Source organism: Streptomyces sp. NBC_01506 (assembly GCF_045040295.1).
Lineage (GTDB): Bacteria > Actinomycetota > Actinomycetes > Streptomycetales > Streptomycetaceae > Streptomyces.
On record NZ_CP109422.1, the window covers coordinates 5,634,217 to 5,660,367 of the forward strand.

Annotated in this window: 22 protein-coding genes; 11 read left to right on the forward strand and 11 right to left on the reverse strand. The window is 70.3% G+C overall.

What is annotated here, in order from left to right; translation table 11 throughout:
- Window positions 1-13 precede the first annotated feature (13 nt).
- The 4 genes from OG329_RS25055 to OG329_RS25070 are packed head-to-tail and all read left to right on the forward strand — an operon-like array spanning window position 14 to window position 4,662.
- Window positions 14-1,315 carry a sugar ABC transporter substrate-binding protein gene (locus tag OG329_RS25055; RefSeq protein WP_405798245.1) on the forward strand — a complete coding sequence of 434 codons (1,302 nt, stop codon included), beginning with the start codon at window positions 14-16 and terminating at the stop codon, window positions 1,313-1,315.
- Window positions 1,316-1,367: 52 nt separating this feature from the next.
- Window positions 1,368-2,321 (forward strand): carbohydrate ABC transporter permease, encoded by a 954-nt coding sequence (locus tag OG329_RS25060; RefSeq protein WP_405801995.1) that lies wholly within the window; start codon window positions 1,368-1,370, stop codon window positions 2,319-2,321.
- Window positions 2,318-3,145, forward strand: a complete 828-nt coding sequence (locus OG329_RS25065) for a carbohydrate ABC transporter permease (protein WP_405798246.1) — start codon at window positions 2,318-2,320, stop codon at window positions 3,143-3,145. The genes OG329_RS25060 and OG329_RS25065 overlap by 4 nt, the downstream gene beginning before the upstream one ends.
- Window positions 3,142-4,662 (forward strand): glycoside hydrolase family 3 protein, encoded by a 1,521-nt coding sequence (locus tag OG329_RS25070; RefSeq protein WP_405798248.1) that lies wholly within the window; start codon window positions 3,142-3,144, stop codon window positions 4,660-4,662. The genes OG329_RS25065 and OG329_RS25070 overlap by 4 nt, the downstream gene beginning before the upstream one ends.
- On the opposite strand, the gene OG329_RS25075 is transcribed toward OG329_RS25070, so the two are convergent.
- Window positions 4,659-5,204, reverse strand: a complete 546-nt coding sequence (locus OG329_RS25075; protein WP_405798250.1) for a GNAT family N-acetyltransferase — start codon at window positions 5,202-5,204, stop codon at window positions 4,659-4,661. The genes OG329_RS25070 and OG329_RS25075 overlap by 4 nt on opposite strands.
- A gap of 148 nt (window positions 5,205-5,352) precedes the next feature.
- Here OG329_RS25075 and OG329_RS25080 point away from each other — a divergent pair, with 148 nt between their 5' ends.
- On the forward strand, window positions 5,353-6,348 hold the full coding sequence (locus OG329_RS25080; RefSeq protein WP_405798252.1) for an RNA polymerase sigma factor RpoD/SigA: 996 nt from the start codon (window positions 5,353-5,355) through the stop codon (window positions 6,346-6,348).
- A gap of 74 nt (window positions 6,349-6,422) precedes the next feature.
- On the opposite strand, the gene OG329_RS25085 is transcribed toward OG329_RS25080, so the two are convergent.
- On the reverse strand, window positions 6,423-7,412 hold the full coding sequence (locus tag OG329_RS25085; protein ID WP_405798253.1) for a helix-turn-helix transcriptional regulator: 990 nt from the start codon (window positions 7,410-7,412) through the stop codon (window positions 6,423-6,425).
- A 62-nt stretch (window positions 7,413-7,474) separates the two neighbouring features.
- Between OG329_RS25085 and OG329_RS25090 the strand changes: the two genes are divergently transcribed.
- The 4 genes from OG329_RS25090 to OG329_RS25105 all read left to right on the forward strand — a co-directional run bounded on the left by OG329_RS25090 (window position 7,475) and on the right by OG329_RS25105 (window position 13,567).
- Window positions 7,475-9,013 carry an MFS transporter gene (locus tag OG329_RS25090; RefSeq protein WP_405798254.1) on the forward strand — a complete coding sequence of 513 codons (1,539 nt, stop codon included), beginning with the start codon at window positions 7,475-7,477 and terminating at the stop codon, window positions 9,011-9,013.
- Window positions 9,014-9,609: 596 nt separating this feature from the next.
- Window positions 9,610-10,371: a DeoR/GlpR family DNA-binding transcription regulator gene (locus OG329_RS25095; protein WP_405798255.1), complete on the forward strand. Its 762-nt coding sequence runs from the start codon at window positions 9,610-9,612 to the stop codon at window positions 10,369-10,371.
- 222 nt (window positions 10,372-10,593) lie between these two features.
- Window positions 10,594-11,547 carry a 1-phosphofructokinase gene (pfkB, locus tag OG329_RS25100; RefSeq protein ID WP_405798257.1) on the forward strand — a complete coding sequence of 318 codons (954 nt, stop codon included), beginning with the start codon at window positions 10,594-10,596 and terminating at the stop codon, window positions 11,545-11,547.
- A 34-nt stretch (window positions 11,548-11,581) separates the two neighbouring features.
- Window positions 11,582-13,567: a fructose-specific PTS transporter subunit EIIC gene (locus OG329_RS25105; RefSeq protein WP_405798258.1), complete on the forward strand. Its 1,986-nt coding sequence runs from the start codon at window positions 11,582-11,584 to the stop codon at window positions 13,565-13,567.
- A 24-nt stretch (window positions 13,568-13,591) separates the two neighbouring features.
- Here the strand turns inward: OG329_RS25105 and OG329_RS25110 are convergent, their stop codons facing one another.
- Both OG329_RS25110 and OG329_RS25115 read right to left on the reverse strand, forming a co-directional pair.
- Entirely contained in the window at window positions 13,592-14,437 is an 846-nt protein-coding gene (locus OG329_RS25110) for a DUF6227 family protein (RefSeq protein WP_405798260.1), read from the reverse strand.
- Between the two features lie 146 nt (window positions 14,438-14,583).
- Entirely contained in the window at window positions 14,584-15,615 is a 1,032-nt protein-coding gene (locus OG329_RS25115) for a P1 family peptidase (protein ID WP_405798261.1), read from the reverse strand.
- A 138-nt stretch (window positions 15,616-15,753) separates the two neighbouring features.
- Here OG329_RS25115 and OG329_RS25120 point away from each other — a divergent pair, with 138 nt between their 5' ends.
- Window positions 15,754-15,996, forward strand: coding sequence for a hypothetical protein (locus OG329_RS25120; protein WP_405798262.1), 243 nt, complete (start codon window positions 15,754-15,756; stop codon window positions 15,994-15,996).
- A 115-nt stretch (window positions 15,997-16,111) separates the two neighbouring features.
- On the opposite strand, the gene OG329_RS25125 is transcribed toward OG329_RS25120, so the two are convergent.
- From OG329_RS25125 to OG329_RS25150, 6 genes are all read right to left on the reverse strand, one after another.
- Window positions 16,112-16,588, reverse strand: coding sequence for an MscL family protein (locus OG329_RS25125; RefSeq protein WP_405798263.1), 477 nt, complete (start codon window positions 16,586-16,588; stop codon window positions 16,112-16,114).
- Between the two features lie 165 nt (window positions 16,589-16,753).
- Window positions 16,754-17,299, reverse strand: a complete 546-nt coding sequence (locus OG329_RS25130; RefSeq protein WP_405798264.1) for a hypothetical protein — start codon at window positions 17,297-17,299, stop codon at window positions 16,754-16,756.
- 219 nt (window positions 17,300-17,518) lie between these two features.
- Window positions 17,519-18,379: an S-methyl-5'-thioadenosine phosphorylase gene (locus OG329_RS25135; protein WP_405798266.1), complete on the reverse strand. Its 861-nt coding sequence runs from the start codon at window positions 18,377-18,379 to the stop codon at window positions 17,519-17,521.
- Window positions 18,380-18,491: 112 nt separating this feature from the next.
- Window positions 18,492-18,926, reverse strand: a complete 435-nt coding sequence (locus OG329_RS25140; RefSeq protein ID WP_405798267.1) for an FmdB family zinc ribbon protein — start codon at window positions 18,924-18,926, stop codon at window positions 18,492-18,494.
- A gap of 66 nt (window positions 18,927-18,992) precedes the next feature.
- A complete protein-coding gene (locus OG329_RS25145; RefSeq protein WP_405798269.1) occupies window positions 18,993-20,345 on the reverse strand; it encodes an MFS transporter in 1,353 nt (450 codons plus the stop codon).
- Window positions 20,346-20,730: 385 nt separating this feature from the next.
- Entirely contained in the window at window positions 20,731-22,365 is a 1,635-nt protein-coding gene (locus OG329_RS25150; protein ID WP_405801997.1) for a potassium/proton antiporter, read from the reverse strand.
- A 258-nt stretch (window positions 22,366-22,623) separates the two neighbouring features.
- Here OG329_RS25150 and OG329_RS25155 point away from each other — a divergent pair, with 258 nt between their 5' ends.
- Window positions 22,624-25,422: a penicillin acylase family protein gene (locus tag OG329_RS25155; RefSeq protein ID WP_405798271.1), complete on the forward strand. Its 2,799-nt coding sequence runs from the start codon at window positions 22,624-22,626 to the stop codon at window positions 25,420-25,422.
- A gap of 37 nt (window positions 25,423-25,459) precedes the next feature.
- On the opposite strand, the gene OG329_RS25160 is transcribed toward OG329_RS25155, so the two are convergent.
- A complete protein-coding gene (locus OG329_RS25160) occupies window positions 25,460-26,086 on the reverse strand; it encodes a 5-formyltetrahydrofolate cyclo-ligase (RefSeq protein WP_405798273.1) in 627 nt (208 codons plus the stop codon).
- Between the last annotated feature and the right edge of the window lie 65 nt (window positions 26,087-26,151).

The following is a 26,151-nucleotide window of genomic DNA, read 5'->3' on the forward strand; positions in this document are numbered from 1 at the left end:
TTAGGGAGCGGCCATGCGGAAACAAGTCATCGGGGCCTTTGTCGTCACCATGGCGCTCGGACTCTCTGCCTGCGGCAGTGGGGACTCGGGCGGGGACGGCGGGGACGGCGGCGAAACGTCGGGCAAGGGCAAGACCCTGACCGTATGGATCATGGAGGGGACCAACCCGGACCCCAAGCCCTTCTTCAACGAGGTCGCCGCGGCCTTCAAGGAGAAGACGGGCGCCACGGTCAAGGTCGAGTACCAGCAGTGGGCCACCGCGCAGAAGAAGTTCACTACCGCGATCGAGGGCGGACCGAGCCAGGTCCCCGACGTCGCCGAGGTCGGCACCACCTGGATTCCGCAGTTCGCCGAGACCGGCGGCCTCGTGGACGTGACCGACAAGGTGAAGGACTCCGGCCTGGGCGACGACCTCGTCGAGGGCCTGGCCGACGCGGGCACGCTGGAGGGCAAGCAGTACGGCATGCCCTGGTACGCCGGTGTCCGCGGCCTCCTCTACCGCAAGGACATCTTCGAGAAGCACAACCTCAAGGCTCCGACCACCTGGAAGGAACTGCGCGACACCGCGCTGGTCCTGAAGGAGAAGGAGCCCGACATGATCTCCTTCCCGGTCGCGGGCGGCGCGGAGATGTTCGCGACCCCGTTCATCTGGGGCGCCGGCGGTGAACTGGCCGTCCAGGACGGCGACAAGTGGAAGTCCGGCATCAACTCCCCGGAGTCGGTCAAGGGCATCACGTACTACACCGACCTCGCGAAGAAGGACAAGCTGTCCCCGGCGAAGGTCACCACCTGGACCGAGAAGGAGGTGGCGACCGACTTCCAGAAGGGGAAGATCGCCATGACCCTCTCCGGCAACTGGACGCCCAAGGCGTTCGTCCAGGCGGCCCCCGACCTCGAGGGCAAGCTCGCCGCGGCGCCCATCCCGGGTGAGACCGGCGGTATGAGCAAGTCCTTCTTGGGAGGCTCGTACCTGTCCACCTTCAAGGGTGAGAACCAGGACCTGGCCTGGGAGTACGTCAAGCTGGTCACCACCGGCGAGTTCGCCACCAAGTGGGCCGAGCAGACGAACTACTTCCCCGGACAGAACTCCCTCCTCAAGGAGGTCCAGGCGAAGGCTGACCCGCTCGTCGCGCCCTTCGCCCAGCAGATGACCGACGCCGGCGCTACCGTGCCCAAGACGCCCGCGTACGGGCAGATCCAGGCCACCCAGGTCGTCACGAAGATGATCCAGTCGATCCTGACGGACAAGCAGACCGTCCAGGAGGCCGCGGACCAGGCCGCCGAGGAGATGGACAAGATCTTTGCCGCCAACTGAGTCAGTTCTCGAAGACTCGGGGCACGACGACGTGGCCGCGGCGACTTCCACCGTGAAGGTGAAGTCGCCGCGGCCACGCGGGCAGCGCCCGAGCCCGACGCTGCGCCGCAAGCAGCTCGGCCGCACCACCCGCCCCTGGCTGCTGCTCCTGCCCTCCCTCGTGGTGCTGGCGGGGCTGCTCCTGTGGCCCCTGGTCAAGGTCGGCATCCTGTCCGTCCAGGACTACGAGGTGAAGTTCGGCGGCGGAGTCGGCACGTACACCGGCTTCGACCACTACAAGGCCCTGCTCACCGACGGCGACCTGTGGCGCACGGTCCTGCCCAACACCGTGTTCTTCGCGGTCGCCTGCGTGGCGCTGACCGTCGCGCTCGGCACGCTGGCCGCCCTGCTGCTCCAGCGGCTCGGCACCACCTGGCGGGTCATCTGCTCCACCGCGATCATGGCGGCCTGGGCGATGCCCGCCGTCACCGGCACCTATGTGTGGGTGTGGCTGTTCTCGGCGGGCGACGGCATGATGAGCCAGCTCGCCGGCTCGCTGGGCCTGATCGACCCGGAGACCACGAACTGGTTCACCGAGCGGCTGTCCTTCTACGCCATCGCCACCCTCAACGTGGTGCACCACGGCTTCCCGTTCGTGGCCATCACCGTGCTCGCGGGGCTGCTGACCATCCCCAAGGAGCTGTACGAGGCGGGGATGATCGACGGCGCGAACGCCTGGCAGCGGTTCTGGAAGATCACCGTGCCCACCATCAAGCCGATCTTCCTCGTCGTCACGATCCTGTCGACCATCTGGGACTTCAAGGTCTTCACCCAGATCTATCTGATGCCGGGCGGCGCGGGCAGCAACGAAGAGGTCCTCAACCTGGGCGTGTGGTCCTACCAGCAGGCGTTCGCCCTGAACGACTACGGCGCGGGCGCGGCCACCGCCGTACTCCTGACGCTGCTCCTGCTGCTGATCACGATCGTCTACATCCGAACCCTCTTCAAGGAGAGTGACGAGCTGTGACCCGCACGACGACCGCCGGGCGGATCGGGCTCGCTGTCGCGGTGTTCGCGCTGCTGGTCTTCACACTGTTCCCGGTGTACTGGATGGTCAGCACCGCGCTCGACCCCAACGCGATCACCCGTGGCGCCGACGTCCTGCCGAGCGGGATCAGTTGGGAGCACTTCAGCTATATCTTCGAACGCGGCAACTTCGGCGAGTTCCTGATGAACTCGATGATCGTCGGGCTCGGCACGATCCTGGTGTCCGGGCTGCTGGCGCTGTTCGCCGCCGTGGCCGTCGCGCGCTTCCGGTTCCGCTTCCGTACCTCGGTGCTGATCATGGTGCTGATCGTGCAGATGGTCCCGCTCGAGGCGCTTGTCATCCCCCTCTTCCTACAGATGCGGGACTACGAACTCCTCAACAGCCTCATCGGGCTGACCATCGTCTACATCGCGCTGTCGCTGCCGTTCGCGATCTGGACGCTGCGCGGCTTCGTCGCGACGGTGCCCAAGGAGGTCGAGGAGGCGGCGTATCTGGACGGCTGCTCGTGGCCGCGGATGTTCTGGTCCGTGCTGCTGCCGCTGGTCGCGCCCGGTCTCGTCGCCACCAGCGTGTTCGCCTTCATCACCGCGTGGAACGAGTTCGTCTTCGCGTACACCTTCATGAAGGACGGCTCCAAGTACACGGCGGCCGTGGGGCTGTTCCAGTTCTTCGGCGAGAACTCCACGTCCTGGGGCCCGGTCATGGCCGGCTCCACCCTCATCACCCTGCCGGTGCTGATCTTCTTCATCATCGTGCAGCGGCGCCTGGCCTCCGGGCTGGCGGCCGGGGCGGTGAAGGGATGACTCCGCGGGATTCCGTCGCCGGGGCGCAGGCGCCGCGGCTGGTCAACTCCGTGCTGCTGCCCGGCTTCCACGGCACCGAGCCGCCCGCGTGGCTGCTCGGCGCCGTGGACGAGGGGCTGGCGGGCGTCGTGTACTTCGCGCACAACGTGCCCGACCCCAAGACGGCCGCCGCGCTCTCGGCCGCCCTGCACGCCCGCCGCGCCGACCTGATCGTCGCGAGCGACGAGGAGGGCGGCGACGTCACCCGCCTGGAGGCGGCCACCGGCTCCTCATACCCCGGCAACGGCGCCCTCGGCGAGGTCGACGACACGGACGTCACCGAACGCGTCGCCCGCGCCATCGGCCACGATCTGCGCGCGGCGGGCATCGACCTGAACTTCGCGCCCGACGTTGACGTCAACGCCGACCCGGACAACCCGGTGATCGGCATACGGTCCTTCGGAGCCGACGCCGCCCAGGTGGCCAGGCACTCCGCCGCGTACGTCACCGGCCTCCAGTCCGCCGGCGTCGCGGCCTGCGCCAAGCACTTCCCCGGCCACGGCGACACGGCGGTCGACTCGCATCTGCGCGTGCCTCAGTTGAAGGCCGACCTCGACCTGCTGCGGCGGCGCGACCTGCTGCCGTTCGCCGCCGCGATCGAGGCCGGCAGCCGCTGTCTGATGACCGGGCACATCAAGGCCCTCCCCTTCGGCGATGCCCCCGCCTCGCTGAACCCCGAGGCCACCCGGCTCGCCAGGGAGGAGCTGGGCTTCACCGGCGCCGTCGTCACCGACGCGCTCGACATGGGCGCCGTCCTGGCCGACCCCGGCTTCGGCCCCGCCTGCGTCCAGGCCGTGCTCGGCGGCGCCGACCTGCTCTGCCTGGGCAACCCGGAGAGCGCGGAGGCCGCCGAGGCCGCCTATACGACGGCGCGTGACGCCCTCCTCGACGCCGTGGCCACGGGCAGGCTGCCGATGGACCGGCTCGTGGAGGCCGGGCGGCGGGCCCACGAGCTGGCGCAGTGGATCGGCCGGGCGCGCGCCACGCCGCCGCCTCCTAAAGAGGACGCGCTGCCGCTCGCCGTGGCCCGCGCCGCACTGCGGGTACGCGGCAACGTGGCCCTCACCTCGCCGCCGTACGTGATCGACCTGCGACAGCGCGTCAACCACGCCTCCGGCAGCCGCGCGCCCCACCTGAACCGGCTGCTCGCCGAGGCCATGCCCGGCCTGACCGCCACCGGCGTCCCCGCCGAGGGCCCGACCGCCGACCGCGCGGACACCGCGCTGCGGGGCGCCGGGGACCAGCCCCTGGTCGTCCTGGCCAGGGAGCCGCACCGGAACGCGGAGGAGACGGCGCTGCTGCGCGAACTGGTCGCCCGCCGCCCCGACGCGGTCGTCGTCCTCACGGGCTGGCCGCACGCCGTGGACGCGCTGGCGGCCAACACCGTGGTGACGTACGGCTCCGGCCGCGTCAACGCCCGCGCGGCCGTGGAACGCCTGCTGGGCGGCACACCGCACGGGGGCCAGGACAGGAGCTAGAGCTTCTTCTCGTACCAGGCGACGTCCCAGTACCTGCCGAACTTGCGGCCGACCTCGCCGAACGTACCGATGTGCCGGAACCCGAAACGCTCGTGCAGCCGCTGCGACGCCGCGTTGGTCCCCCTGCCTTCGGCGGGAGACACCCCCTGCGCGATGCCCGCGTACGCGCGGTGCACGTCCTCGCCCTCCAGGGCCTTGAACAGCGCCTCGTAAAGAAGAGTGCCGATTCCCCGCCCCGCCGCCTCGGGCGCGCAGTACACCGTGACCTCCACGGAAGTGGAGTACGCCGGCTTGTGCCGGAAGGGGCCACTGGTCGCGTAACCGAGGACTCGCCCGGAACGGACATCCTGAGCAACCTTGAGACGGTGTGGGCCGTCTTCGGAGTAGGAGCGCAGCCAAGGGCGGCGCTGCTCGGGAGTGAAGGTGGCCGTGTCGAAGGTGATCGGTGTCTCGCGGACGAAGTGGTTGTAGATGTCGGTGAGCGCCGTCAGATCGTCCTCGGTTCCCGTCCTGACCTGCGCTTCCGACCAGCTTGGCACCATGTGTCCCTCCCCTTTGGCGGGACAGGGTACTGCATGATCACAAAAATGAGTGCACGCCGTGGGAATTCTGTCCGGATTCCAGTCGTTGTTTCCAACGGATGCAGGGCACCCGGGAGGGTGTCGCGACCGACTCAGTAAGGGAGCTCGCATGGCAACCCGTGCCGTCGCCCGTCGCACCGCCACCGGCGGTTCGAAAGCGGCAAGCAGTGTTCGCGCCGGAGGCGGCGAGATCGCCGATCGCGACCTGGTCGGCATGTACCTCGACGAGATCGCGCGTACGCCCCTGCTCGACGCCGCCAAGGAAGTCGAGCTGTCACAGACCATCGAGGCGGGTGTGTACGCACAGCAGATCCTCGACGGAGCGGTGGAGAGCGAGGGCGCCGGTGCCCAGCACGAGGAGCTCGAAGCCCTCGTCGCCGCCGGTGAGCGCGCGAAGGACGTCTTCATACGCTCGAATCTGCGTCTCGTCGTCGCCGTGGCCCGGCGCTACCCGCGCAGTGGACTGCCCCTGCTCGACCTCATCCAGGAAGGCAACGCCGGCCTGGTGCGCGCGGTCGAGAAGTTCGACTACGCCAAGGGATTCAAGTTCTCCACCTACGCGACCTGGTGGATCCGCCAGGCCATCACCCGGTCCATCGCGGACCAGTCACGCACGATCAGGCTGCCCGTCCACCTCGTGGAGGAGCTCGGCCGCATCCGCAGGGTGCAGCGCGAGTTCAACCGTGAGCACGGGCGCGACCCGGAGCCCTCCGAGGTGGCCGCCGAGCTGGGCTCCAACGCCGCGCGTGTCACCGACGTCCTGGACTGGGCCCGTGACCCGGTCAGCCTGAACATGTCGGTGGACGACGACGGGGACACCCAGTTCGGCGATCTGCTGGAGGACACCTCGGCGATCTCGCCGGAGCAGTCCGTCCTCACGCTGCTGCGCAGCGAGGAGCTGGAAGAACTGATCGGCAGGCTCGACCACCGCACGGCCTCCATCATCAAGATGCGTTACGGCATCGACGACGGCCGGGAGCGCACGCTCACCGAGGTGGGCAAGCAGCACGGTCTGACCCGTGAGCGGATAAGGCAGATCGAGAAGCACGCCCTTCTGGAGCTGAAGAAGATGGCGCACGACGTGGGCTTCGACGCCGCGGCGTGAGGCCGCGGGGTGCGCCCCTGAGCGGAGTCCCGGTATCCACCCCCCCCCCCCCGGTGCCGGGACTCCTTACGTACTCACGCGCTGTGCCCTCTCGCTCCGTCCCCGCCCGCCGCACGGGTCAGCCGTCCCCCCAGCTCACCGATGTGCTCGACGAGCCGCGCGGGCTGATGGACCGTGAACTCGCAGTCCACCAGCGCCAGTCGCAGCGCCAGCCACTCCATCGCGTCGTCCACGGTGGCCCGCAGCCGGCAGCTCTCGGGGCCGGTCGGCTCCGGCACACCCAGTGAGGCCGGCAGCCGCGCCGCCACGAATCCGGCGGGCGCCGCGAAGCTCACATCCAGCTCCCACTGCTGCTGGGCGCCGCGCATCGAGCGGGTCAGGAACTCCGCCGCGTCACCGGTCGGCAGCTCACGCGGCGTGAAGCGGGCCCCGGTCGCGAACGGATCGCCGACCCGGTCGACCCGGAACGTACGCCAGTCCTCCCGCCCCAGGTCGTACGCGACGAGATACCAGCGCCGGGCCGTCGACACCAGACGGTACGGCTCGACCTGCCGCTTGGTCCGCGCGCCGTCCGCCGCGCGGTAGTTGAACCGCAACCGCTCCGTACCGGTGATCGTGGAGGCGATCGCCGTCAGCGTCCTGGGCGCCACGCTGGCGGCGTCGCCCCGCACGAGGAGCGGCACCGTCGCGGCCTGGAGGGTGGAGACCCGGTGCCGCAGCCGCGAGGGCAGCACCTGCTCCAGCTTCGTCAACGCCCGTACGGACGCCTCCTCGACGCCCTCGATGGCATGCCCCGCACCGGCCCGCAGCCCCACCGCGATGGCCACGGCCTCCTCGTCGTCCAGCAGCAGCGGGGGCATGGCCGCGCCCGCCACCAGCCGGTACCCACCGACCGCGCCCTTGCTGGCCTCGACCGGATAGCCGAGATCGCGCAGCCGGTCGATGTCCCGCCGAATCGTGCGCGGGCTGACGTCAAGACGCTCGGCCAGCTCGCTGCCCGGCCACTCGCGCGGCGTCTGGAGAAGTGACAGCAGATTCAGGAGTCGTGCCGGGGTGTCCGTCATGCGTTCCAGAGTGCCAGCCGTCTAGGACATGAACTGTCCTATATTGTGCATAGGTTTCTCCTATGACTTCTCCAGCGACCACACCGGTCGCCGTACCAGACGTAACAGACGCACCAAACGCACCCGCCGGACCGGGCGCACCCGGTACGGCCTTCGACCCCGCCACGACCCCGGGACCCGGCGACCGCCGACGCTGGCTGGCGCTGGCGGTGGTCATGACCGCCGCCTTCATGGACCTGGTCGACGTCACCATCGTCAACATCGCCATCCCCAGCATCGAGCGGGACCTGTCGGCGTCGTTCGGCTCCATCCAGTGGATCACCGCCGGTTACGCGCTGGCCCTCGCCGCCGGACTGATCACGGGCGGCCGGCTCGGCGACATCTACGGCCGCAAGCGGATCTTCCTCCTGGGAATCACCGGCTTCACCATCGCCTCCGCGCTCTGCGGCTTCGCGGTGAACCCCGAGATGCTGGTCGCCTCCCGGCTCCTCCAGGGCGCGATGGCCGCGCTGATGGTGCCCCAGGTGCTCGCGATCATCCACGTCACCTTCCCGGCGCACGAACGCGGCAAGGTCTTCGGGATGTTCGGCGCGATCGTCGGCCTCGGCGCCGTATCGGGACCGCTGCTCGGCGCGCTGCTCACCCAGTGGAACCTCTTCGGGCTCGAATGGCGCCCGATCTTCCTGATCAACCTGCCTGTCGGCATCGCCGGTCTGATCCTCGGCCGCAAGTTCATCGCCGAGTCCAAGGCGCCGAAGGCCCTGCGGCTCGACGTGGTCGGCGTCGTCCTGGTGACCGGGGCGCTGCTGATGCTGATCTACCCGCTCACCCGTGGCCGCGAGCTGGACTGGCCGCTGTGGGGGCACCTGTGCATGGTGGCGAGCGTGCCGGTGTTCGCGGCGTTCGTGGCGTACGAGAGGGTGAAGACCCGCAAGGACGGGTCACCGCTGGTGGAGCTGTCCCTGTTCAGGGTCAAGAGCTTCGCCGCGGGCATCGCCGTACAGCTCACCTTCGGCGTCAGCCTGGGCATCTTCTTCCTGGTCTGGACGCTGTACATGCAGATCGGCCTCGGCTGGAGCCCGCTGCACGCGGGTCTGACGGGCCTGCCGTTCTCGCTCGCGGTGTCCACGGCCGCCGCGCTCTCCGTACAGACGCTGGTGCCGCGTTTCGGCCGCAAGGTGCTCCAGACCGGCGCGTTGGGGATGGCTGCGGGCATTCTGCTCTACCTCTGGGTGGCGGAGCGGTACGGGGCGGACATCACCACCTGGCAGATGCTGCCGCCGCTGATCGTGATGGGCCTGGGGATGGGGCTGATCGTGGCGCCGCTGACGGACGCGGTGCTGGCGGACGTACCGCGCGAGCACTCGGGCTCTGCGTCCGGCCTGATCAACACGGTGCAGCAGATGGGCAACGCGCTGGGGCTCGGGCTGGTGTCGGTGGTCTTCTTCGGGGTGGTCGACGACCGCCCGGCGACGACGCCGGCGGAGGTGGCGACGGCGTTCGGGGACGGGTTCCAGAACGCGCTGTGGTGGGTGGCGGCGGTGCTGGTGGGCATTTTCCTGCTGATGTTCGTGCTGCCGAGGAGGCGGGTGGCGGGCTGAGGTTTCGTTGACCGGTTCCGCCCGGTGGTCGGGTGTCCTCAAGCGCCGGACGGGCTTGGTGGTTGCGGTGGTGGCCGGGGGCCGCTCCGGGGTCATGCCCGGACGGCATGATTTACGGCGCGTGACGTTCTTGGAGGGTTGCTGGTCCTCGTCGCGCCACAAATCACGCTTTAGTGTCCGGACACGACCCCTGCGCGTCCCCCTTCAACCCGCAGGGGGTGGGGTTGTCTGAACTGCGGGTGGTGGCGGCGTGAGGGGGGCGGGGTCGGAGGGTGGGTGTGTTCGGACACTCAGGCTGATTTGTGTCGCGTGGACAACCCGGTCTCGTCGAGACCAATGAGCGTTGCACGCGGCGTAAATCATGCCGTCCGGACATGCCCACCCGGAGGGCCCGCACCCCGACCGTGGCAACGAGACCGCAACCACCAAGCCCGTCCGGCGCTTGAGGACGAAACCGACCCGCAGGGGCAACGCAACCCGGCAAACGAAACCCCCGCCCACAACCGCTCGCGCCCACATGTGTTTACTTCCGCGGATCCCCGCCGTAACGTGGCCCCGAAAACACAGACTCGGGCATTGAACGGACGTAAACCCACATGTACGCACCGGAGCGGCAGCAAGAGATCCTGCGCCTCGCCCGTGAGGGAGGCCGCGTCGACGTGCTGTCGCTCGCCGAGGAGTTCCAGGTCACCGCCGAGACCGTACGGCGCGACCTCAAGGCCCTCGACCGCGCCGGTCTCGTACGCAGGGTGCACGGCGGCGCCATCCCCGCCGGCCGCCTCGACTTCGAGCCCGACCTCGCCGAGCGCGAGTCCACCGCCGCGGACGAGAAGGACCGTATCGCGCACGCCGCGCTCGCCGAACTGCCCCGGACCGGCAGCGTGATCCTCGACGCGGGCTCGACCGTCGCGAGGCTCGCCGCCGCGCTCCCGCTGGACAGCGAACTCACCGTCGTCACCCACGCGTTGCCCGTCGCCGCGCGCCTCGCCGACCACCCCGGCATCGACCTGCACCTCGTCGGCGGCCGGGTCCGGCACCGTACGCGCGCCGCCGTCGACGCGTGGGCGCTGCGCGCGTACGGCGAGATCCGCGCCGACGTCGTGTTCCTCGGCACCAACGGCTTCTCCCCGGACGGCGGCCTCACCACCCCCGACCTCGCCGAGGCGGCCGTCAAACGCGCACTGATCGCGGCGGCCCGCCGCGTCGTGCTGCTGGCGGACTCGGCCAAGCACGCACAGGAGCACTTCGCCCGCTTCGGCGCCCTCGCGGACGTCGACCTGCTGATCACCGACACCGCGCTGCCCCCCACCGCCCGAGCCACGATCGAGACGACGGGCACCGAGGTGCTGAGTGTCTAGGCCCTGTCCGGCGGATCTTCGGGGATCAGGCCGGGGCGTCTGGTGCGGTGCACCGCACGGTGGAGGATCGTCCTCGGACGGCTCCTTTAAGCCCGTCCGGCGATTGAGGACAACCCGACCACCGGCCGGAACCAATCAAGCCCGTCCGGCGATTGAGGACGAACCGGCCCACCGGACGGACCCGGTCGACTGGCCCACCCCCACCCCCCGGAGGGCCCCCGCATGATCCTCACCGTCACGCCCAACCCGAGCCTGGACCGTACGTACGAGATCCCCGCCCTCCACCGCGGCGAGGTCCTGCGTGCCACTGTCGAGCGCATGGACCCCGGCGGCAAGGGCGTCAACGTCTCGCGGGCCGTCGCGGCGGCCGGGCACCGTACCGTCGCCGTGCTGCCCCTCGGCGGCGCCCCCGGCGCGCTCGTCGCCCAGCTCCTCGAGGGCCAGGGCATCGACGTCGCCCCCGTGCCGATCGCCGGCGCGACCCGCTCGAACATCGCCCTCGCCGAACCGGACGGCACGCTGACGAAGATCAACGCACCCGGCCCCGAACTGACCCCCGCCGAGTCGGAGTCCCTGCTGTCCGCCCTGCGCGACCACGCCGTGGGAGGGAAGGCCGACTGGATCGCCTGCTGCGGCAGCCTGCCGCGCGGGCTCGGGCCGCGGTGGTACGCCGAACTCGTCGCCCGCGCCCACGCCGCCGGCGCCCGGATCGCGCTCGACACCTCCGGCGCCTCGCTGCTGGCCGCGCTCAAGGAGCGCCCGGACGTCGTGAAGCCCAACGCCGACGAGCTCGCCACCGCGGTCGGCCGCCCGCTGGCCACCGTCGGGGACGCGCTGAAGGCGGCGGAGGAGCTGCGTACGTACGGTGCCAGATCCGTCCTCGCCAGCCTCGGCGCGGACGGCCAGCTCCTGGTGTCCGACGCGGGCGCCTACTTCGCGAGCGCCCCCGTCGCCGCCGTACGCAGCAACGTCGGCGCCGGTGACGCCTCGCTCGCCGGATTCCTCGCGGCGGGCGGCACCGGTCCTCACGCGCTGGCCTCGGCCGTCGCCCATGGCGCGGCGGCCGTCCAACTGCCGGGCAGCGTCATGCCGTCGCCCACGGATCTCGACCCGCGCGCGGTCACCGTGTCCGCGGACATCCCCCTGGACCGTCCCCTCTCGGAGCCCGCCTCATGACCTCTCCCCTCACGTCCCCCCGAAGGAGCCCGCGATGAGCGACATGATCACCGCGGACCTGGTCGACCTCGACCTGGCCGCAGAGACGAAGGAAGCCGCGGCCCGCTCGCTGGCCGAACGCATGGTGGCCCTGGGCCGCGTCACCGACCTGGACGGCTTCCTCGCCGATGTGGCCGCCCGCGAGGCGCAGATGCCGACCGGGCTCGACGGCGGGATAGGCATCCCGCACTGCCGCAGCGCGCATGTCACCGAGCCGACGCTGGCGTTCGGCCGCTCGGCCGAGGGCGTCGACTTCGGGGCGCCCGACGGCCCGGCGGACCTGATCTTCCTGATCGCGGCCCCGGCCGGCGCCGACGACGCGCATCTGACGATCCTGTCCGCCCTGGCCCGTCGGCTGATGGACCCGGACTTCACGGCGGCGCTGCGCGCGGCGACGGACCCTGCGGCGACCGCGAGCCTGATCAGCGGCGACACACCTCCCGAGACACCGGCCCCGGCGGCGGAACCGGCGGCGCAACCGGAACCGCCCGCCGTCTTCCGCGTCGTCGCCGTCACCTCCTGCCCCACCGGCATCGCGCACACCTACATGGCCGCCGAGGCCCTGGAACAGGCCGGCCAGAGCGAAGGCGTCGAGATCGTCGTCGAACCGCAGGGCTCCGCCGGGTTCACCCGCATCGACCCCGCCGTCATCGCCGCCGCCGACGGCGTGATCTTCGCGCACGACGTACCGGTACGGGAGAAGGAACGCTTCGCCGGCAAACCCACCGTCGACGTCGGCGTCAAGGCGGGCATCAACCGCCCCGCCGAACTGATCGCCGAGGTCCGCGCCAAGGCCGCCCGCGGCGAGACCACGGCCGCCGCCCCCGGCTCACCCGTCGACGCGACCGGCGGCCCCGACGAGGGCTACGGCACCAAACTGCGCAAGTGGCTCATGTCCGGGGTCAGTTACATGGTCCCGTTCGTCGCGGCGGGCGGACTGCTCATCGCCCTCGGCTTCGCCATCGGCGGCTACACCGTCGACAAGGCACCCTCCGTCGCCGAGCACTTCGCCTGGACGGACTCCATGAGCTGGGCGGCGCTGCTGTTCCAGGTCGGCGGCCTCGCGTTCAGCTTCCTGGTGCCGGTCCTCGCGGGCTATATCGCGTACGGGATGGCCGACCGCCCCGGTCTGGTACCCGGCTTCGTCGGCGGCTCCATCGCGCTCACCATCAACGCGGGATTCCTCGGCGGTCTGGCCGCCGGTCTGATCGCCGGCGGTACGGTCATGGCGATCCAGCGGGTCAAGGTACCCGCCGCGCTGCGCGGCATCATGCCTGTCGTCGTCATCCCACTCATCTCCTCCGCGGTCGTCGGTTTCCTGATGTTCCTGGTGGTCGGCAAGCCGATCGCCGAGCTCCAGAAGGCCCTGACGGACTGGCTGTCGGGGCTGTCCGGCGCCAACGCGATCATCCTCGGTGTCGTACTCGGCCTGATGATGTGCTTCGACCTGGGCGGGCCGCTCAACAAGGTCGCCTACGCCTTCGCGGTCGGCGGCCTCGCCAACCCCAACGACGGCAGCCTGAAGGTCATGGCCGCCGTGATGGCGGCCGGTATGGTCCCGCCGCTCGCGATGGCCCTGGCCACCGTGGTGCGCGGCGCCCTGTTCACCCGTACCGAGCGGGAGAACGGCAAGGCCGCGTGGGTGCTCGGCGCCTCGTTCATCACCGAGGGCGCGATTCCGTTCGCCGCGGCCGACCCGCTGCGGGTCATCCCGTCGGCCATGGCGGGCGGCGCGGTCACGGGCGCGCTGTCGATGCTTTTCGAGTGCACCCTGCGGGCCCCGCACGGCGGGATCTTCGTGCTCCCGCTGATCGGCAATCCGGTGCTCTATCTGATCGCGATCCTGGCCGGTACGGCGGTCAGTGCCGCTCTGGTCATCCTGTTGAAGGGCATGGGCGGACGCGGCGGGAAGGACCTCGCCCGGGACGGCGTCCCGGCCGAGGAGTCCGGGACCGCGCCCAAGGTGCCGGTATCCGTCTGAGCACCCGCACCCGCCCCCACCCGGTCATCTGACCCGCGCGCGAAGCTCCATGGCTTCGCGCGCGGTGCTCTGCGCGGCGTACACCTCACACATGTGACGGCCGTCGGGCGTCGCGGTGTGCTCGACCTCCCACAGGCTTGTCTCCGTGCCGTCGAGGAGCAGGAACGCGTGCTCGTAGAGCGTGAACCCCGCGTCCTTGCCCTCGACATGGCCGTGCCGGCCGAAGACCTGGGTGATCTGGTGGGCGAAGGCGGCCCGCAGCGGTCTCGCGATCTCCTCGCCCGGCCGGTCCACGTTCTCCGCGCGGCGCAGCACCCGGCGTGCGTGGTCGGCGGAGTTGTCCGGGAGATACACCCGCGGCAGTGGTGTCTGTGGCGCCGTCAGCAGGCCACTGAGCAGGTCGAGATCGGCCGCGAGGTCGGACTCGAAGCTCGGATCGAGACTCCCGCCGAGCCCCGGCTCGAAACGGGACTCGAAGAACGAGTCGGAATCGGTGGCGGAGTCGAGGGGGTCGGAGGAGGGAACGGCGGCCCGGCCGCTGCCGCCCGCGCGGCCGGGGTGGCGCAGTCGGGAGGCGGCGAGGCGCACCTCGTACTCGTCGGTGTACAGCTCGTGCTGTTCGGCGCCGTCGCGCCCGGTGTTGTGGACCAGCTCCCAGAGGGTGAGGGCGGTGCTGTCGGCAAGCAGGTAGGTATGCCGGTAGGTCTCGCGGTGCAGTCCCGCACTGTGGTGCGAGGAACGCAATGAACTGGCATGCGCCAGAGCGGAGTCGAGCCGCTCGATCACGGTGTCGGGCAGATCGAAGGAGTTGAGTGCCCGACCCAGGAGACGCTCAAGATGCGTCTCGCTTGTCTCATACGGATCGTTCAAGGTGGGTCTCCAGGCCGTCGCCACATGTCACTTGGTGATTGCATAACGTAGCCCCTGGGACTGACATTGCGTCCCAAGTTTGGTAAAACGATTGGGGGCGCGCAAGAAGTTCCTTCGAGCCCCCCTCAACTCCCTTGCGCCGCCGGTCAGTCCGTGCCGTACAGATCGCGGTACGCCAGGAACGTGCCGCCGGGCCCGTCGATCCCCTCGACCACCACCATCGCCCGCACGATCGCCCTGGTCACAGCGTCGGCCCCGGCCGCCAGCAACTCGTTGAGCGCCAGCGGACTCCCGGCTTCGAGCGGGCGTTCGCCCGTGGCGAGGGTGAAGACCGTGTCGCCGTCGTTGAGCAGATGTACAGGACGGACGGCGCGCGCGATGCCGTCGTGCGCCGTCCCCGCGAGCTTCTGCGCCTGCGCCTTGGAGAGGTCGGCATCGGTCGCCACGACGGCGAGCGTGGTGTTCAGCGGAGGCAGCCCGTCCCGCTCGCGCACCTCGGCGAGGCGCGCGAGGGCCGCCTCGTGCACACCGGCCGACGGATAGCCGGGACGGCCCTGGAAGTACCGCCCGTACAGCACGCCCGTCAGCGGATCGACCGCGGAGCCCGCCGCGTTCGCGACGACCAGCGCCGCGACGGTGATCCCGGACGGCAGCAGCACGCTCGCCGTGCCGACCCCGCCCTTCAGTTGCCCCACCACGGCCCCGGTCCCGGCGCCGACCGCACCCTCGGCGACCGGTGCCCCCGATTCCGTACGGGCCGCCGCCTCCACCGCCGCGCGGCCCGTGGAGGCGTCCGGGCGGGCCCGCCAGTCGCCGCCGCGCCCCAGGTCGAAGACGCACGCGGCCGGGACGACCGGGACCACCTGGGACGGATCCGGCCCGACCCGCACACCGCGCCCCCGCTCCTCCAGCCACGCCATCACGCCGGCGGCGGAGTCGAGCCCGTACGCGCTGCCGCCGGTCAGCACGACGGCCTCCACCCGCTGGACCAGATTGCGCGGATCCAGCGCGTCGGTCTCACGGGTGCCGGGACCACCGCCCCGTACGTCCACGGCGGCGACCGCCCCGCCCTCGGGCGCGAGGACGACCGTGGTGCCGGTGAGCGCCCCGTCCCCGGCCACCCGTGCGTGGCCGACCCGGATCCCCGCCACATCCGTCAATGCGTCATTGGTTGCCATGGGCCCCATGCGTACCACGAGGTCCCACCCATCCACGGCGGTGACCGCCCCGCCCGCCGCGCCCGGTGCCGGTCCGGCGGACGTGCGAGGGTCCGCGACGATCCGCCGGAGCGGGCCCGGCCCCCGTACTGTGGACGTATGAGCACCGCCCGCACTCCCGGACCGCGTGACACCGTCACGGACCCGCCCCGACCGGCCCCGCCCAAGCCGGCACCCCCGAAGCCGGGACCGCCCAAGCCGCCGCTGGTCTTCGACGACCCGCTGGACCGCCAGTCCTCCGACGACACGGACGCGGGCTGGGGAGAGCGGCCGGCCACGAGCGGCAACAGCGCCGCCGACCTGGCCCGTTTCCTCGACGAGAAGCCGCCCCACCACATCTGAGCGTCGGCGGCCCGACCGCGCGGGCCGGGGCCGTCCCGCCACGATCCGCCGGACCGGCCGTCGCGGTCGGGGCCGCAGACGGGTCCGGGGATGGGCGGGACCTCGCGGACGCGACCTATGGGGCGCTCTGCTCCGGCCCCCGCCGCTGAGCCACCAGCGCGTCCCTGATCTCCTTCAGGACCTCCAGCTCGCTCACCTCCAGCACTTCCTCCACCTGCTCCTTCGCGGCCTGCTGCCTGGCACGCCTGGCCAGATACTTCGCCATCGGCAGGACCATCAGGAAGTACACGACGGCGGCGGTGATCAGAAAGCTGAGTGTCGAACTCAGCACCGAGCCCCACATGATCGGGATACCCGACACGACATCGCCCGCCGCGTTCGTCTCGCACGGAGACTTCAGGCACGAGGTGTAGTTGTCCAGATTCTTGGTGCCGAACGCGCCGACGACCGGGTTGATGACGCCCTTCACCAGGGAGTTCACCACGCTGGTGAACGCGGCGCCGATGACCACCGCGACCGCGAGGTCGATCACGTTGCCGCGCGTGAGGAAGGCTTTGAAGCCCTCCAACAGGCTCTCCTTCTCGTTGCTCACCAATGAGCCCTTCTTCGTATCTGCCGTGGGGACAGCGACGGGGACAGCCAATCGCCCTGACACCTTGGGCAATTCGCGCCCCGGCTGTCCAATCCGCCCATGCTTTCGTGTGACCAATATGGTCATCAGTACGACGATGGGCAGCCAAAATCGGCACCCGTCGGCTCAGCACAGCGTCACCGCCAGCCGGGAGTTGGTACTCGCACCCGCCAACTCCGCCGCGACATCACGCGCGACGGTCAGCAGGACCAGCGCCCCACCGTCGGCGGCGCTCTCCAGGGCCCGTGGGACGGATTCCACCAGCGCGCCCGTGGCGATCACCCGGGCGTCCGACTCCTCGCGCGTGGGGGAGTGGGCCGCGGCGATCACATCGACCCGGTCGCCCGGCCGCAGCAGCCGGACCGTCGCCACATCCGCGATCCGCACCGGAGCCGTCACCAACCGCGCTTTCGGCACCGCCGGTTGAGCATCTGAGCCCGCGCCCGGCACACCACCACCACGCGCCGCCGCACGGGACGCGGCCTCGGCGCGCTCCTCCGCTCCGGCCGTGACACCGGGGCCGCCCGCGCCCGACGCCGCCAGCGCCGCGGCCGTCACCGCCAGCCCCGCCGCCATCGCACGCCGCCGCCGGAGCAGGGCCCGGCGCAGCCGATGCCCACCGCCGCGCACCCGCACCGGATCGAACGCCGGCACCCCACATGGCGCGGGCACGGGCGGGAGGGACGGATGATCCGAGGCGCGGGTCGAGGGCGAGCGGGGGAGGGAACGCGAGAGGGAACGGGAACGGGACATGGCAACCACCACCTGGCGTGAGGAATCTCTGCTGACCACCCCTCACGATCCACGTCCCGCCGAAATCCCGCCGAAGCCTGTGGATAACTACCTCGATGTGGATATCTCGCTCACCCGAACGAGACCCGCCCCAGGCGTTTACGGCACCTCAAGCCCCGTATCGATGCCGTCCAGCGCGTGCGAGCACAGGCAGTCCCGCGTCTCGGCCGACTGCAACCCGCCCACGGTGTCGAACAGCACCGTGCGCAACCGGTCGACATTGGAGGCGAAGACCTTCAGCACTTCCTCGTGCGAGACGCCCTCGCCCGTCTCGGCCCCGGCGTCCAGATCGGTCACGAGCGTCAACGACGTGTAGCAGAGGCCCAGTTCACGGGCGAGCACGGCCTCGGGGTGCCCCGTCATACCGACCACCGACCAGCCCATCGCCGCGTGCCACCGCGATTCGGCGCGCGTCGAGAAGCGCGGCCCCTCGATGACCACCAGCGTCCCGCCGTCCACCGGCTCCCACTCGCGCCCGCGCGCCGCGGCGAGCGCCGCCTTGCGCCCCTCGGGGCAGTAAGGATCGGCGAGCGAGATATGGACGACCTTGGAAGCGCCACCGCCGGGCAGCGGCACCCCGTCGTAGTACGTCTGGGCACGCGCTTTCGTACGGTCCACCATCTGGTCCGGTACGAGCAGCGTCCCCGGGCCGAACTCCTCACGCAGCCCGCCCACCGCGCACGGGCCGAGCACCTGCCGTACGCCGACGGACCGCAACGCCCACAGATTGGCGCGGTAGTTGATGCGGTGCGGCGCCAGATCGTGCGCCCGCCCGTGGCGGGGCAGGAACGCGACGCGCCTGCCCTCGACATCACCGAGGAACAGCGAGTCGCTGGGCGGCCCGTAGGGGGTGTCGACGGTGACCTCGGTCACGTCGTCCAGGAATGAGTACAGGCCCGAGCCGCCGATCACGCCGATCTCCGCGGTCTCCGAGCCCTCTGCGTTCGCCTTGGTCGCCATGACGATCACCCTAGCCGGGCCACGGAAGGGAGGACGTGCGCGCGTGGGCGTGCGGGAACGCCGAGGACCCCGCCGTACCGAACGGCGGGGTCCCGGAGGAGGTTTTGGATGATCAGGCGGCGGACGACCCGCTGGAGCTGGAACTGGAGCTGCCGCTCGAAGCGCCCGACTTCGAGCCGGAGGAACCCGAGGAACCGGAGCCGGAAGAACCCGAGCCCGAACCGGAGGACGACGACCCGTTCGACGACGTGGACGCGGACTTCGAGTCCGACGATGACGACGACGAGCCCGACGACTTGTCGCTCGAACCGCCCGACTCACCCGAGCCGTTCGACGCGCCCGCCTTGGCCGGCGTGCTGCTGGACGACGAGCCGCGGCTGTCGTTCCGGTAGAAGCCGGAGCCCTTGAAGACGATGCCGACCGCGGAGAACACCTTCTTCAGGCGGCCTTCGCACGCGGGGCACACGGTGAGGGAATCGTCGGTGAATTTCTGCACCGCCTCGAGGCCCTCGCCACATTGGGTGCACTGGTACTGATAGGTCGGCACTTGTTCCTCCTGGCACTCTCACTCAATGAGTGCTAACGACGCTCCATAGTGACGTATTCCGCTGGATCAGTCCACTGCCACCGGCACGCGGTGATCCATTCCACGCCCGTCGACGTGGCCTGACGCCTTCGGCGTGAGCCGCGAGCGCAGGGTGACGAGCGTGGCCAGAGCCAGTGCGGTGCCCACCAGCGGCACCACGAATCCGGCGCTCGCGCCGTGCGCGTCCGCCAGTTGTCCGGCCGCCGACACCGCTCCGGCCTGGCCCAGCGCGACCGCGCCCGTCAGCCAGGTGAACGCCTCGGTACGCGCCCCGGCGGGGACCAGCGACTCGATCAGGGTGTAGCCGCTGATCAGCGCCGGCGCGATGAACAGGCCGACCAGCAGGCCGAGCCCGGCGAGCACGGGCACCGAGTGCACGGCCCACAGCCCGGAGGCGGCCAGCGTCAGGCCCGCGTAACCGGCGACCAGCCGGCGGCGGGGCCCGATCTTCCAGGCGACGGCACCGTACGCGACACCGGCGAGCATGTTGCCGGCGGCGAAGACTCCGTACAGAAGGCCGTTCGCGCCGGGGTTGCCGATCTCCTCGGCGAAGGCCGTGAGCGAGACCTGCATACCGCCGAAGACCGAGCCGATACCGAGGAAGACCACGGCCAGGACGCGTACGCCGGGAACGGACAGCGCCGAGACGCGCGCCCCCTTCGAAGCGACCGAAGCGACCGAAGTGGCAGAACCACTCGAACCGGCCGCACGCTGCCGCGTCGGCTTCGGCTGGGTGCCCCGCTGCGCGGCGAACAGCAGCCCGCCCGCCAGGGTCAGCACCCCCTCGGCGATCAGCCCCGCCGCCGGGTGTACGCCGGTGCACAGCGCGGTCGCGAGGACCGGCCCGATGACGAAGGTGAACTCGTCCGTGACCGACTCGAAGGCGGCGGCCGTCGGCAGCAGCCGCGCGCGCTCGTCGGAGCCCCCGAGCACGGCCGCCCAGCGGGCCCGGACCATCGGCCCCACCTGCGGGATCGAAGCGCCCGTCGGTACGGCGGCGACGAACAGCGCCCACAGGGGCGCGCCCGCCAGCGCGAGCACGGTCAGGGCGGTGACGGACGCCGCGTGCAGCAGCACGCCGGGCACCAGCACCGCGCGCTGCCCGAACCGGTCCGCGAGCTTGCCGTTCTGCGGCGCGAAAAGCGCCATGGAGACACCGGTGACGGCGGCGACGATGCCCGCGCTGCCGTACGAACCGGAAGTGTGCTGGACGAGCAGGACGATGCCGATCGTCAGCATCGCGAAGGGCTGCCGCGCGGCGAAGCCGGGAAGCAGAAACGTCCAGACACCGGGCGTACGCAGCAGTTGCCCGTAACCGGGACGTGCGGCCGGGCCCGTTCCCTCGGAGCCACCGGCGGTGGTGTCGACCGTGTCGGACACGGTCCTTGCCTTTCTGCCGCCTGGTGGCGTCCCCGCATGTACGGGGGCTGCCGAGAGCTGTCCTCTTGCGCGGAACTGCGGTAGATACCCAGGGTCCACTGAGGGGGACGCCACGGCCGCCATACGGTCGCGCCAGCTCTGCGTCAGGCAGAGTTGGTCGATCAAGTCTGTGCAGTCATGTCAGTACGGCCGGGACGGTACGGCTGAAGCGATACGTCTCAAGCATTCCTTGACGCGACAGGCACGGGCCTCATCCTACCTGGGAAACACCCGGAGGATCCCGGCCCGTACCTGTGATTGACGCCTCCGGATGCCACGGCCTTCGATTCCCAGGCCAGCCGCCCGAGCCGCCTCAGCCGTACGCCTCAGCAGCACGCCCCGGCCGTCAGCCCGACCCCCGCCCGAGCCCGCCGACCCCGCTCCCCGGCTTCCTCCGCGCCCTCGGCCTCCTGGCCGGTCCGCCCGCGCCCCCACTCGCGCCCGCGCCACCCGTCCCGCCCGTCGTCCCACCCGCTCCGTTCGTCCCGCCTGTCCCGTTCGCACCCAGCCAGTCGGCCAGCTTTCCGCCCTGCCCGACAGCCCGCAGCCGCCGCTCGGCCGCGTCCCGTACCGGATCCGTCGCCACCACCAGCAGCTCGTCCCCCCGCCGCAGCACCGTGGACGGCCCCGGCACGAAGCTCTTGTCCTCCCGTACGACCAGCGTGACCGCCGACCCCGGAGGCAGCCGCAGTTCGCCGACCTCCACACCGTGCATCTTCGACCGCTGCGGGATCGCCACGGACAGCAGATGACCGCGCAGCCGCTCCAGCGGCGCCGACTCCACACCGAGGTCTGACGCCTCGGCGGGGTCGCCGAGGTGCAGGGTCCTGGCCACCCAGGGCAGCGTCGGCCCCTGCACGAGCGTGTAGACGACGACCAGCACGAAGACGATGTTGAAGATCCGGTGGCTGCCCTCGATCCCCGAGACCATCGGGATGGTCGCCATGACGATGGGCACGGCGCCACGCAGCCCCGCCCACGACATCAGCGCCTTCTCCTGCCAGGGGATGCGGAACGGCGCGAGGCTGACCAGCACGGACAGGGGCCGCGCCACCGCGGTCAGCACCAGACCGACGATCACCGCGGGCCAGAAGTCGTCGCCCAGTTCGTGCGGCGTCACCAGCAGCCCGAGCAGGACGAACATGCCGATCTGCGCGAGCCAGCCCAGCCCCTCCGCGAAGCCGCGGGTCGCGGGCGCGTGCGGCAGCTTGGAGTTCCCCAGCAGCATGGAGGCCAGATACACGGCGAGGAATCCACTGCCGTGCGCCATGGCCCCGGCCGCGTACGCGACGACGGCGATGGCCATCACGGCGATGGGGTACAGACCGGAGGCCGGCAGCGCCACGCTCCGCAGCCCGAAGGCGCCCAGCCAGCCCACCGCGATGCCGATGGCGGCGCCGATGGCCAGTTCCAGGACGATCTCGCCCACCAGCACGTACCAGTGCTCCACCGGTCCGGCCGTCGACAGCGCCACCACCATGATCACCACGGGGGCGTCGTTGAAGCCCGACTCCGCCTCCAGCACGCCCGTCACCCTCGACGGCAGCGGAATCTTCCTCAGTACGGAGAAGACGGCGGCGGCGTCCGTGGAGGAGACGACGGCGCCGATGATCAGCGCCTGCCGCCAGTCCAGGCCGACGAGATAGTGAGCGGCGGTCGCGGTGACGCCCACGCTCACCCCGACTCCGAGGGTCGACAGGGCGACGGCCGCCGGCAGCGCGGGCTTGGCCTCTTTCCACTTGGCGCCGAGACCACCCTCGGCGAGGATCACGACCAGGGCGGCGTAGCCGATCACCTGGGTCAGCTCGGCGTTGTCGAACTTGACGTTGAAGATGCCGTCCTGACCTATGACGACGCCGATCCCGAGGTAGAGCAGCAGGCTGGGAAGGCCGCTCCGGGACGAGATCCGTACCGCGGCGACCGCGATCAGCAGCACGAGCGAGCAGATGAGCAGGAGTTCATTGAGCTGGTGGACAGTCAGCGGCCGATCCTTCCCCTCGCGCACACCGGATCGTTTCTCCGGCAGTCGACACTTCGTTACCTTACCTAATCTTTAACGTTTTCTTGACGCGTTCGATCGTTCGTGCGATCGATTCCGTGATTTCCTGTGTGATCGTCCGAGGGGCCCCGCCGGGTCGTTCTCCCGGTCGTACTAGTGACACCGCGTCCGGGCGGGTGAAGTGCTGCGCCTATGGTTGCTGCAGCATTCCAGGACCACCCTGCCCCTCGAAGGACAGCGATGCCCGCCAACTCAACGCCCCCTGTCACCAAAAAGAAGGGGCGACGCGCCCGCCTTGTCGTGATCGTCCTGGTGCTGGCTCTGGTAGCAGGCGTTGGCTACGGCGCCTACTGGGGCGTCAGTACCGTGCGTGCCTCGCTCCCGCAGACCACCGGCACGATCAAGCTGCCGGGTCTCGACGGTCAGGTCGAGGTCAAGCGCGACAGTTACGGCATCCCGCAGATCTACGCGAACACCGACGAGGACCTGTTCCGCGCCCAGGGCTACGTCCAGGCGCAGGACCGCTTCTACGAGATGGACGTCCGGCGCCACATGACCTCGGGCCGGCTCTCCGAGATGTTCGGCAAGGGGCAGGTCGCGACGGACGAATTCCTGCGCACGCTCGGCTGGCGGCGGGTGGCCCAGGAGGAGTACGACACCAAGCTCTCGGACGAGACCAAGAAGAACCTCCAGTCGTACGCGGACGGCGTCAACGACTACCTCGAGGGCCGCGACGGCAAGGACATCTCCGTCGAGTACGCCGCCCTGAACTTCACCAACGACTACAAGCCTGCGAAGTGGACCCCCGTCGACTCGGTGGCCTGGCTCAAGGCGATGGCGTGGGACCTGCGTTCCAACATGCAGGACGAGATCGACCGTTCGCTGCTCACCAGCAGGATGGACGAGGAGCAGATCAAGGACCTGTACCCGTCGTATCCGTACAGCCGGAACCAGCCGATCGTCTCCGAGGGCGCGGTCGACCCGCTCGCGGAGGAGTACGACCCCAAGGCCGAGCCGGGCGACGCGACGGACGACGGCACGGGCACAGGGCTCGGCACGGGCACCGGGCTCGGGACAGAAACCGGCACAGGCACAGGCACCGGCACAGGCACCGGCACGGACGTGGCGGGCGCCACCGAGGGCCTGGAGTCCCAACTCGACGCCCTCTCCGGCACCCTCGACGAGATCCCCGCCCTCCTCGGCCCCAGTGGCAGCGGCATCGGCTCCAACTCGTGGGTCGTCTCGGGCGATTACACGACGACCGGCAAGCCCCTGCTCGCCAACGACCCGCACCTCGCGCCCCAGCTCCCCTCCGTCTGGTACCAGATGGGCCTGCACTGCCGCAGCCTCACCGAGGACTGCCAGTACGACGTCGCCGGCTACACCTTCGCCGGTATGCCGGGCGTCGTCATAGGCCACAACAAGGACATCGCCTGGGGTATGACCAACCTCGGCGCCGATGTGACCGATCTCTATCTGGAGAAGGTCAACGGCGACACCTACCAGTACGGGAACGAGCAGAAGAAGTTCACGACCCGTCAGGAAACCATCAAGATCGCCGGTGCCAAGAGCCAGACCATCACGGTCCGCTCCACCGAACACGGCCCGGTGGTCTCCGACCGCAACAGCGAGCTGCGCAGAGTCGGTGACAAGGCCCCCGTCAACAACGCGGCCCCCGACCGGGGCGAGGGATACGCGGTCTCCCTCCAGTGGACCGCCCTCGAGCCGGGCAAATCCATGGACGCGGTCTTCGAGCTCAACAAGGCCAAGGACTTCGCGCAGTTCCGCAAGGCGGCCGAGAACTTCGAGGTCCCCTCGCAGAACCTGATCTACGCCGACACGAAGGGCAACATCGGCTACCAGGCGCCCGGCCGGATCCCGATCCGCGCCCAGGGCGACGGCTCGCTGCCGGCCCCCGGCTGGGACCCGAAGTACCGCTGGGAGGGTTACGTCCCCTTCGACGAGCTTCCTTATGAGGAGAACCCGAAGCGCGGTTACATCGTCACCGCCAACCAGGCCGTCATCGACAAGGACGACTACCCCTACCCGCTGACCGAGGACTGGGGTTACGGCGCCCGCAGCCAGCGGATCAACGACCTCATCAAGTCGAAGATCAAGGACGGCGGGAAGATCTCCACCGACGACATGCGCACCATGCAGACCGACAACCGCAGCGAGATCGCCACGCTGCTCATGCCGTATCTGTTGAAGATCGATGTCTCGGACCCCGACGTACGCGAGGCCCAGAAGCTCCTCGAGGGCTGGGACTACACCCAGGAACCGGACTCGGCGGCAGCCGCGTACTTCAACGGCGTCTGGCGCAACGTCCTCAAGCTCGCCTTCGGGAACAAGCTTCCCAAGGAGATGCGCGTCAAGGGCGAGTGTCTGACCGTGCGCCCCGCCGACAGCACGGGCCCGGTCGACGACCTCGCCGAGCTGGTGCAGGAGTGCGGCCAGCGCTCCCCGGAGTCGGCGCAGCCGGACGGCGGTGACCGCTGGTTCGAGATCACCCGCAAGATCCTCAAGGACGAGGACAACGAGTGGTGGCAGTCGCCGAAGACACGTACGGAGAAGGCCACCGACACCCGTGACGAGCTTCTGCTGCGCGCCCTCACGGACGCGCGCTGGGAGCTGACCGCCAAGCTCGGCAAGGACGTCTCCACCTGGAGCTGGGGCCGGCTGCACCAGCTCAACCTCGAGAACCAGACCCTCGGTACGGAGGGTCCCGGCATAGTGAAGACCCTGCTCAACCGCGGCCCGTGGAACCTGGGCGGCGGCGAGGCCACGGTCAACGCCACGGGCTGGAACGCGGCGGGCGGCTACGACGTCATGTGGGTGCCGTCGATGCGGATGGTGATCAACGTCGGCGACTGGGACAAGTCCCGCTGGATCAATCTGACGGGTGCCTCGGGGCACGCGTACAGCCCGAACTACACCGACCAGACGGACAAATGGGCCAAGGGTGAACTGCTCGACTGGTCGTTCGGCAGCAGAGCCGTGGAGGAGAGTACGGGGGACACCCTGACGCTCGCGCCGTAGGACGCGGCGCCACCCGGGAACGCCCCGCTCCCCCCGCTCACCCGCTCCCGAAGCGCCGGATCCCACCCGGCGTCACCACCACGTGCACGGGGCGGTCGTGCGGCTCCTCCGGGACCCGCTCGACCACCTCGTGGTCGTACAGAAGCACCGCGCGAGCGGGCCCCACGCCCGCCCCCGCCCCCACGCCCGCCCCCGCGCCCACCTCCGCCCCCGCTCCCTCCAGCCGGGCCAGGACCCGGTCGTACGACCCGCCACCCCGCCCCAGCCGCATCCCGCGCCCGTCCACCGCGAGCCCGGGAAGCAGCACCACCCGCGCCTGACGCACCGCGTCCACACCCAGCCGCGCCCCGTCCGGCTCCAGCAGCCCCCGCCCCGCGCGGACCAGCCGCCGCGCCCCGTCGTACGCCGCCCAGTCCAGGTCGTTGTCCGGCAACAGCACCGGCAGGAGAACCCGTACCCCCCGCTCCCGCAGCGCGTCGAGCAGCGCGCGCGTGCCGGGCTCGCGTCCCACGGAGACGTAGGCGGCGACAGTCCCGGCCGCCGCGAGTTCGGGAAGATCCAGCGCCCGCCGGGCGAGAACCGCGGAGGCGTTCTGGACGTCGTCTTCGGACAGGAGGCGCCGCGCGGCGAGGAGTTCCCGTCGTAGGGCGGTCTTTCCTGACATGTCAGTATTCAACGGACTTCACAAATCTGTCGTATGCGTATGTATAGAGGGAAAGTTAACCGGAG

What these genes read in the sequence shown, in the direction of transcription:
- OG329_RS25120 (WP_405798262.1), top strand. Translation starts at nt 15,754, where the DNA reads ATGAGCACCGCCCGCACTCCCGGACCGCGTGACACCGTCACGGACCCG.
- OG329_RS25075 (WP_405798250.1), bottom strand. Translation starts at nt 5,204, where the DNA reads ATGGTGCCAAGCTGGTCGGAAGCGCAGGTCAGGACGGGAACCGAGGAC.
- OG329_RS25095 (WP_405798255.1), top strand. Translation starts at nt 9,610, where the DNA reads ATGTACGCACCGGAGCGGCAGCAAGAGATCCTGCGCCTCGCCCGTGAG.
- OG329_RS25155 (WP_405798271.1), top strand. Translation starts at nt 22,624, where the DNA reads ATGCCCGCCAACTCAACGCCCCCTGTCACCAAAAAGAAGGGGCGACGC.
- OG329_RS25160 (WP_405798273.1), bottom strand. Translation starts at nt 26,086, where the DNA reads ATGTCAGGAAAGACCGCCCTACGACGGGAACTCCTCGCCGCGCGGCGC.
- OG329_RS25105 (WP_405798258.1), top strand. Translation starts at nt 11,582, where the DNA reads ATGAGCGACATGATCACCGCGGACCTGGTCGACCTCGACCTGGCCGCA.
- OG329_RS25090 (WP_405798254.1), top strand. Translation starts at nt 7,475, where the DNA reads ATGACTTCTCCAGCGACCACACCGGTCGCCGTACCAGACGTAACAGAC.
- pfkB (WP_405798257.1), top strand. Translation starts at nt 10,594, where the DNA reads ATGATCCTCACCGTCACGCCCAACCCGAGCCTGGACCGTACGTACGAG.
- OG329_RS25135 (WP_405798266.1), bottom strand. Translation starts at nt 18,379, where the DNA reads ATGGCGACCAAGGCGAACGCAGAGGGCTCGGAGACCGCGGAGATCGGC.
- OG329_RS25115 (WP_405798261.1), bottom strand. Translation starts at nt 15,615, where the DNA reads ATGGCAACCAATGACGCATTGACGGATGTGGCGGGGATCCGGGTCGGC.
- OG329_RS25085 (WP_405798253.1), bottom strand. Translation starts at nt 7,412, where the DNA reads ATGACGGACACCCCGGCACGACTCCTGAATCTGCTGTCACTTCTCCAG.
- OG329_RS25080 (WP_405798252.1), top strand. Translation starts at nt 5,353, where the DNA reads ATGGCAACCCGTGCCGTCGCCCGTCGCACCGCCACCGGCGGTTCGAAA.
- OG329_RS25070 (WP_405798248.1), top strand. Translation starts at nt 3,142, where the DNA reads ATGACTCCGCGGGATTCCGTCGCCGGGGCGCAGGCGCCGCGGCTGGTC.
- OG329_RS25055 (WP_405798245.1), top strand. Translation starts at nt 14, where the DNA reads ATGCGGAAACAAGTCATCGGGGCCTTTGTCGTCACCATGGCGCTCGGA.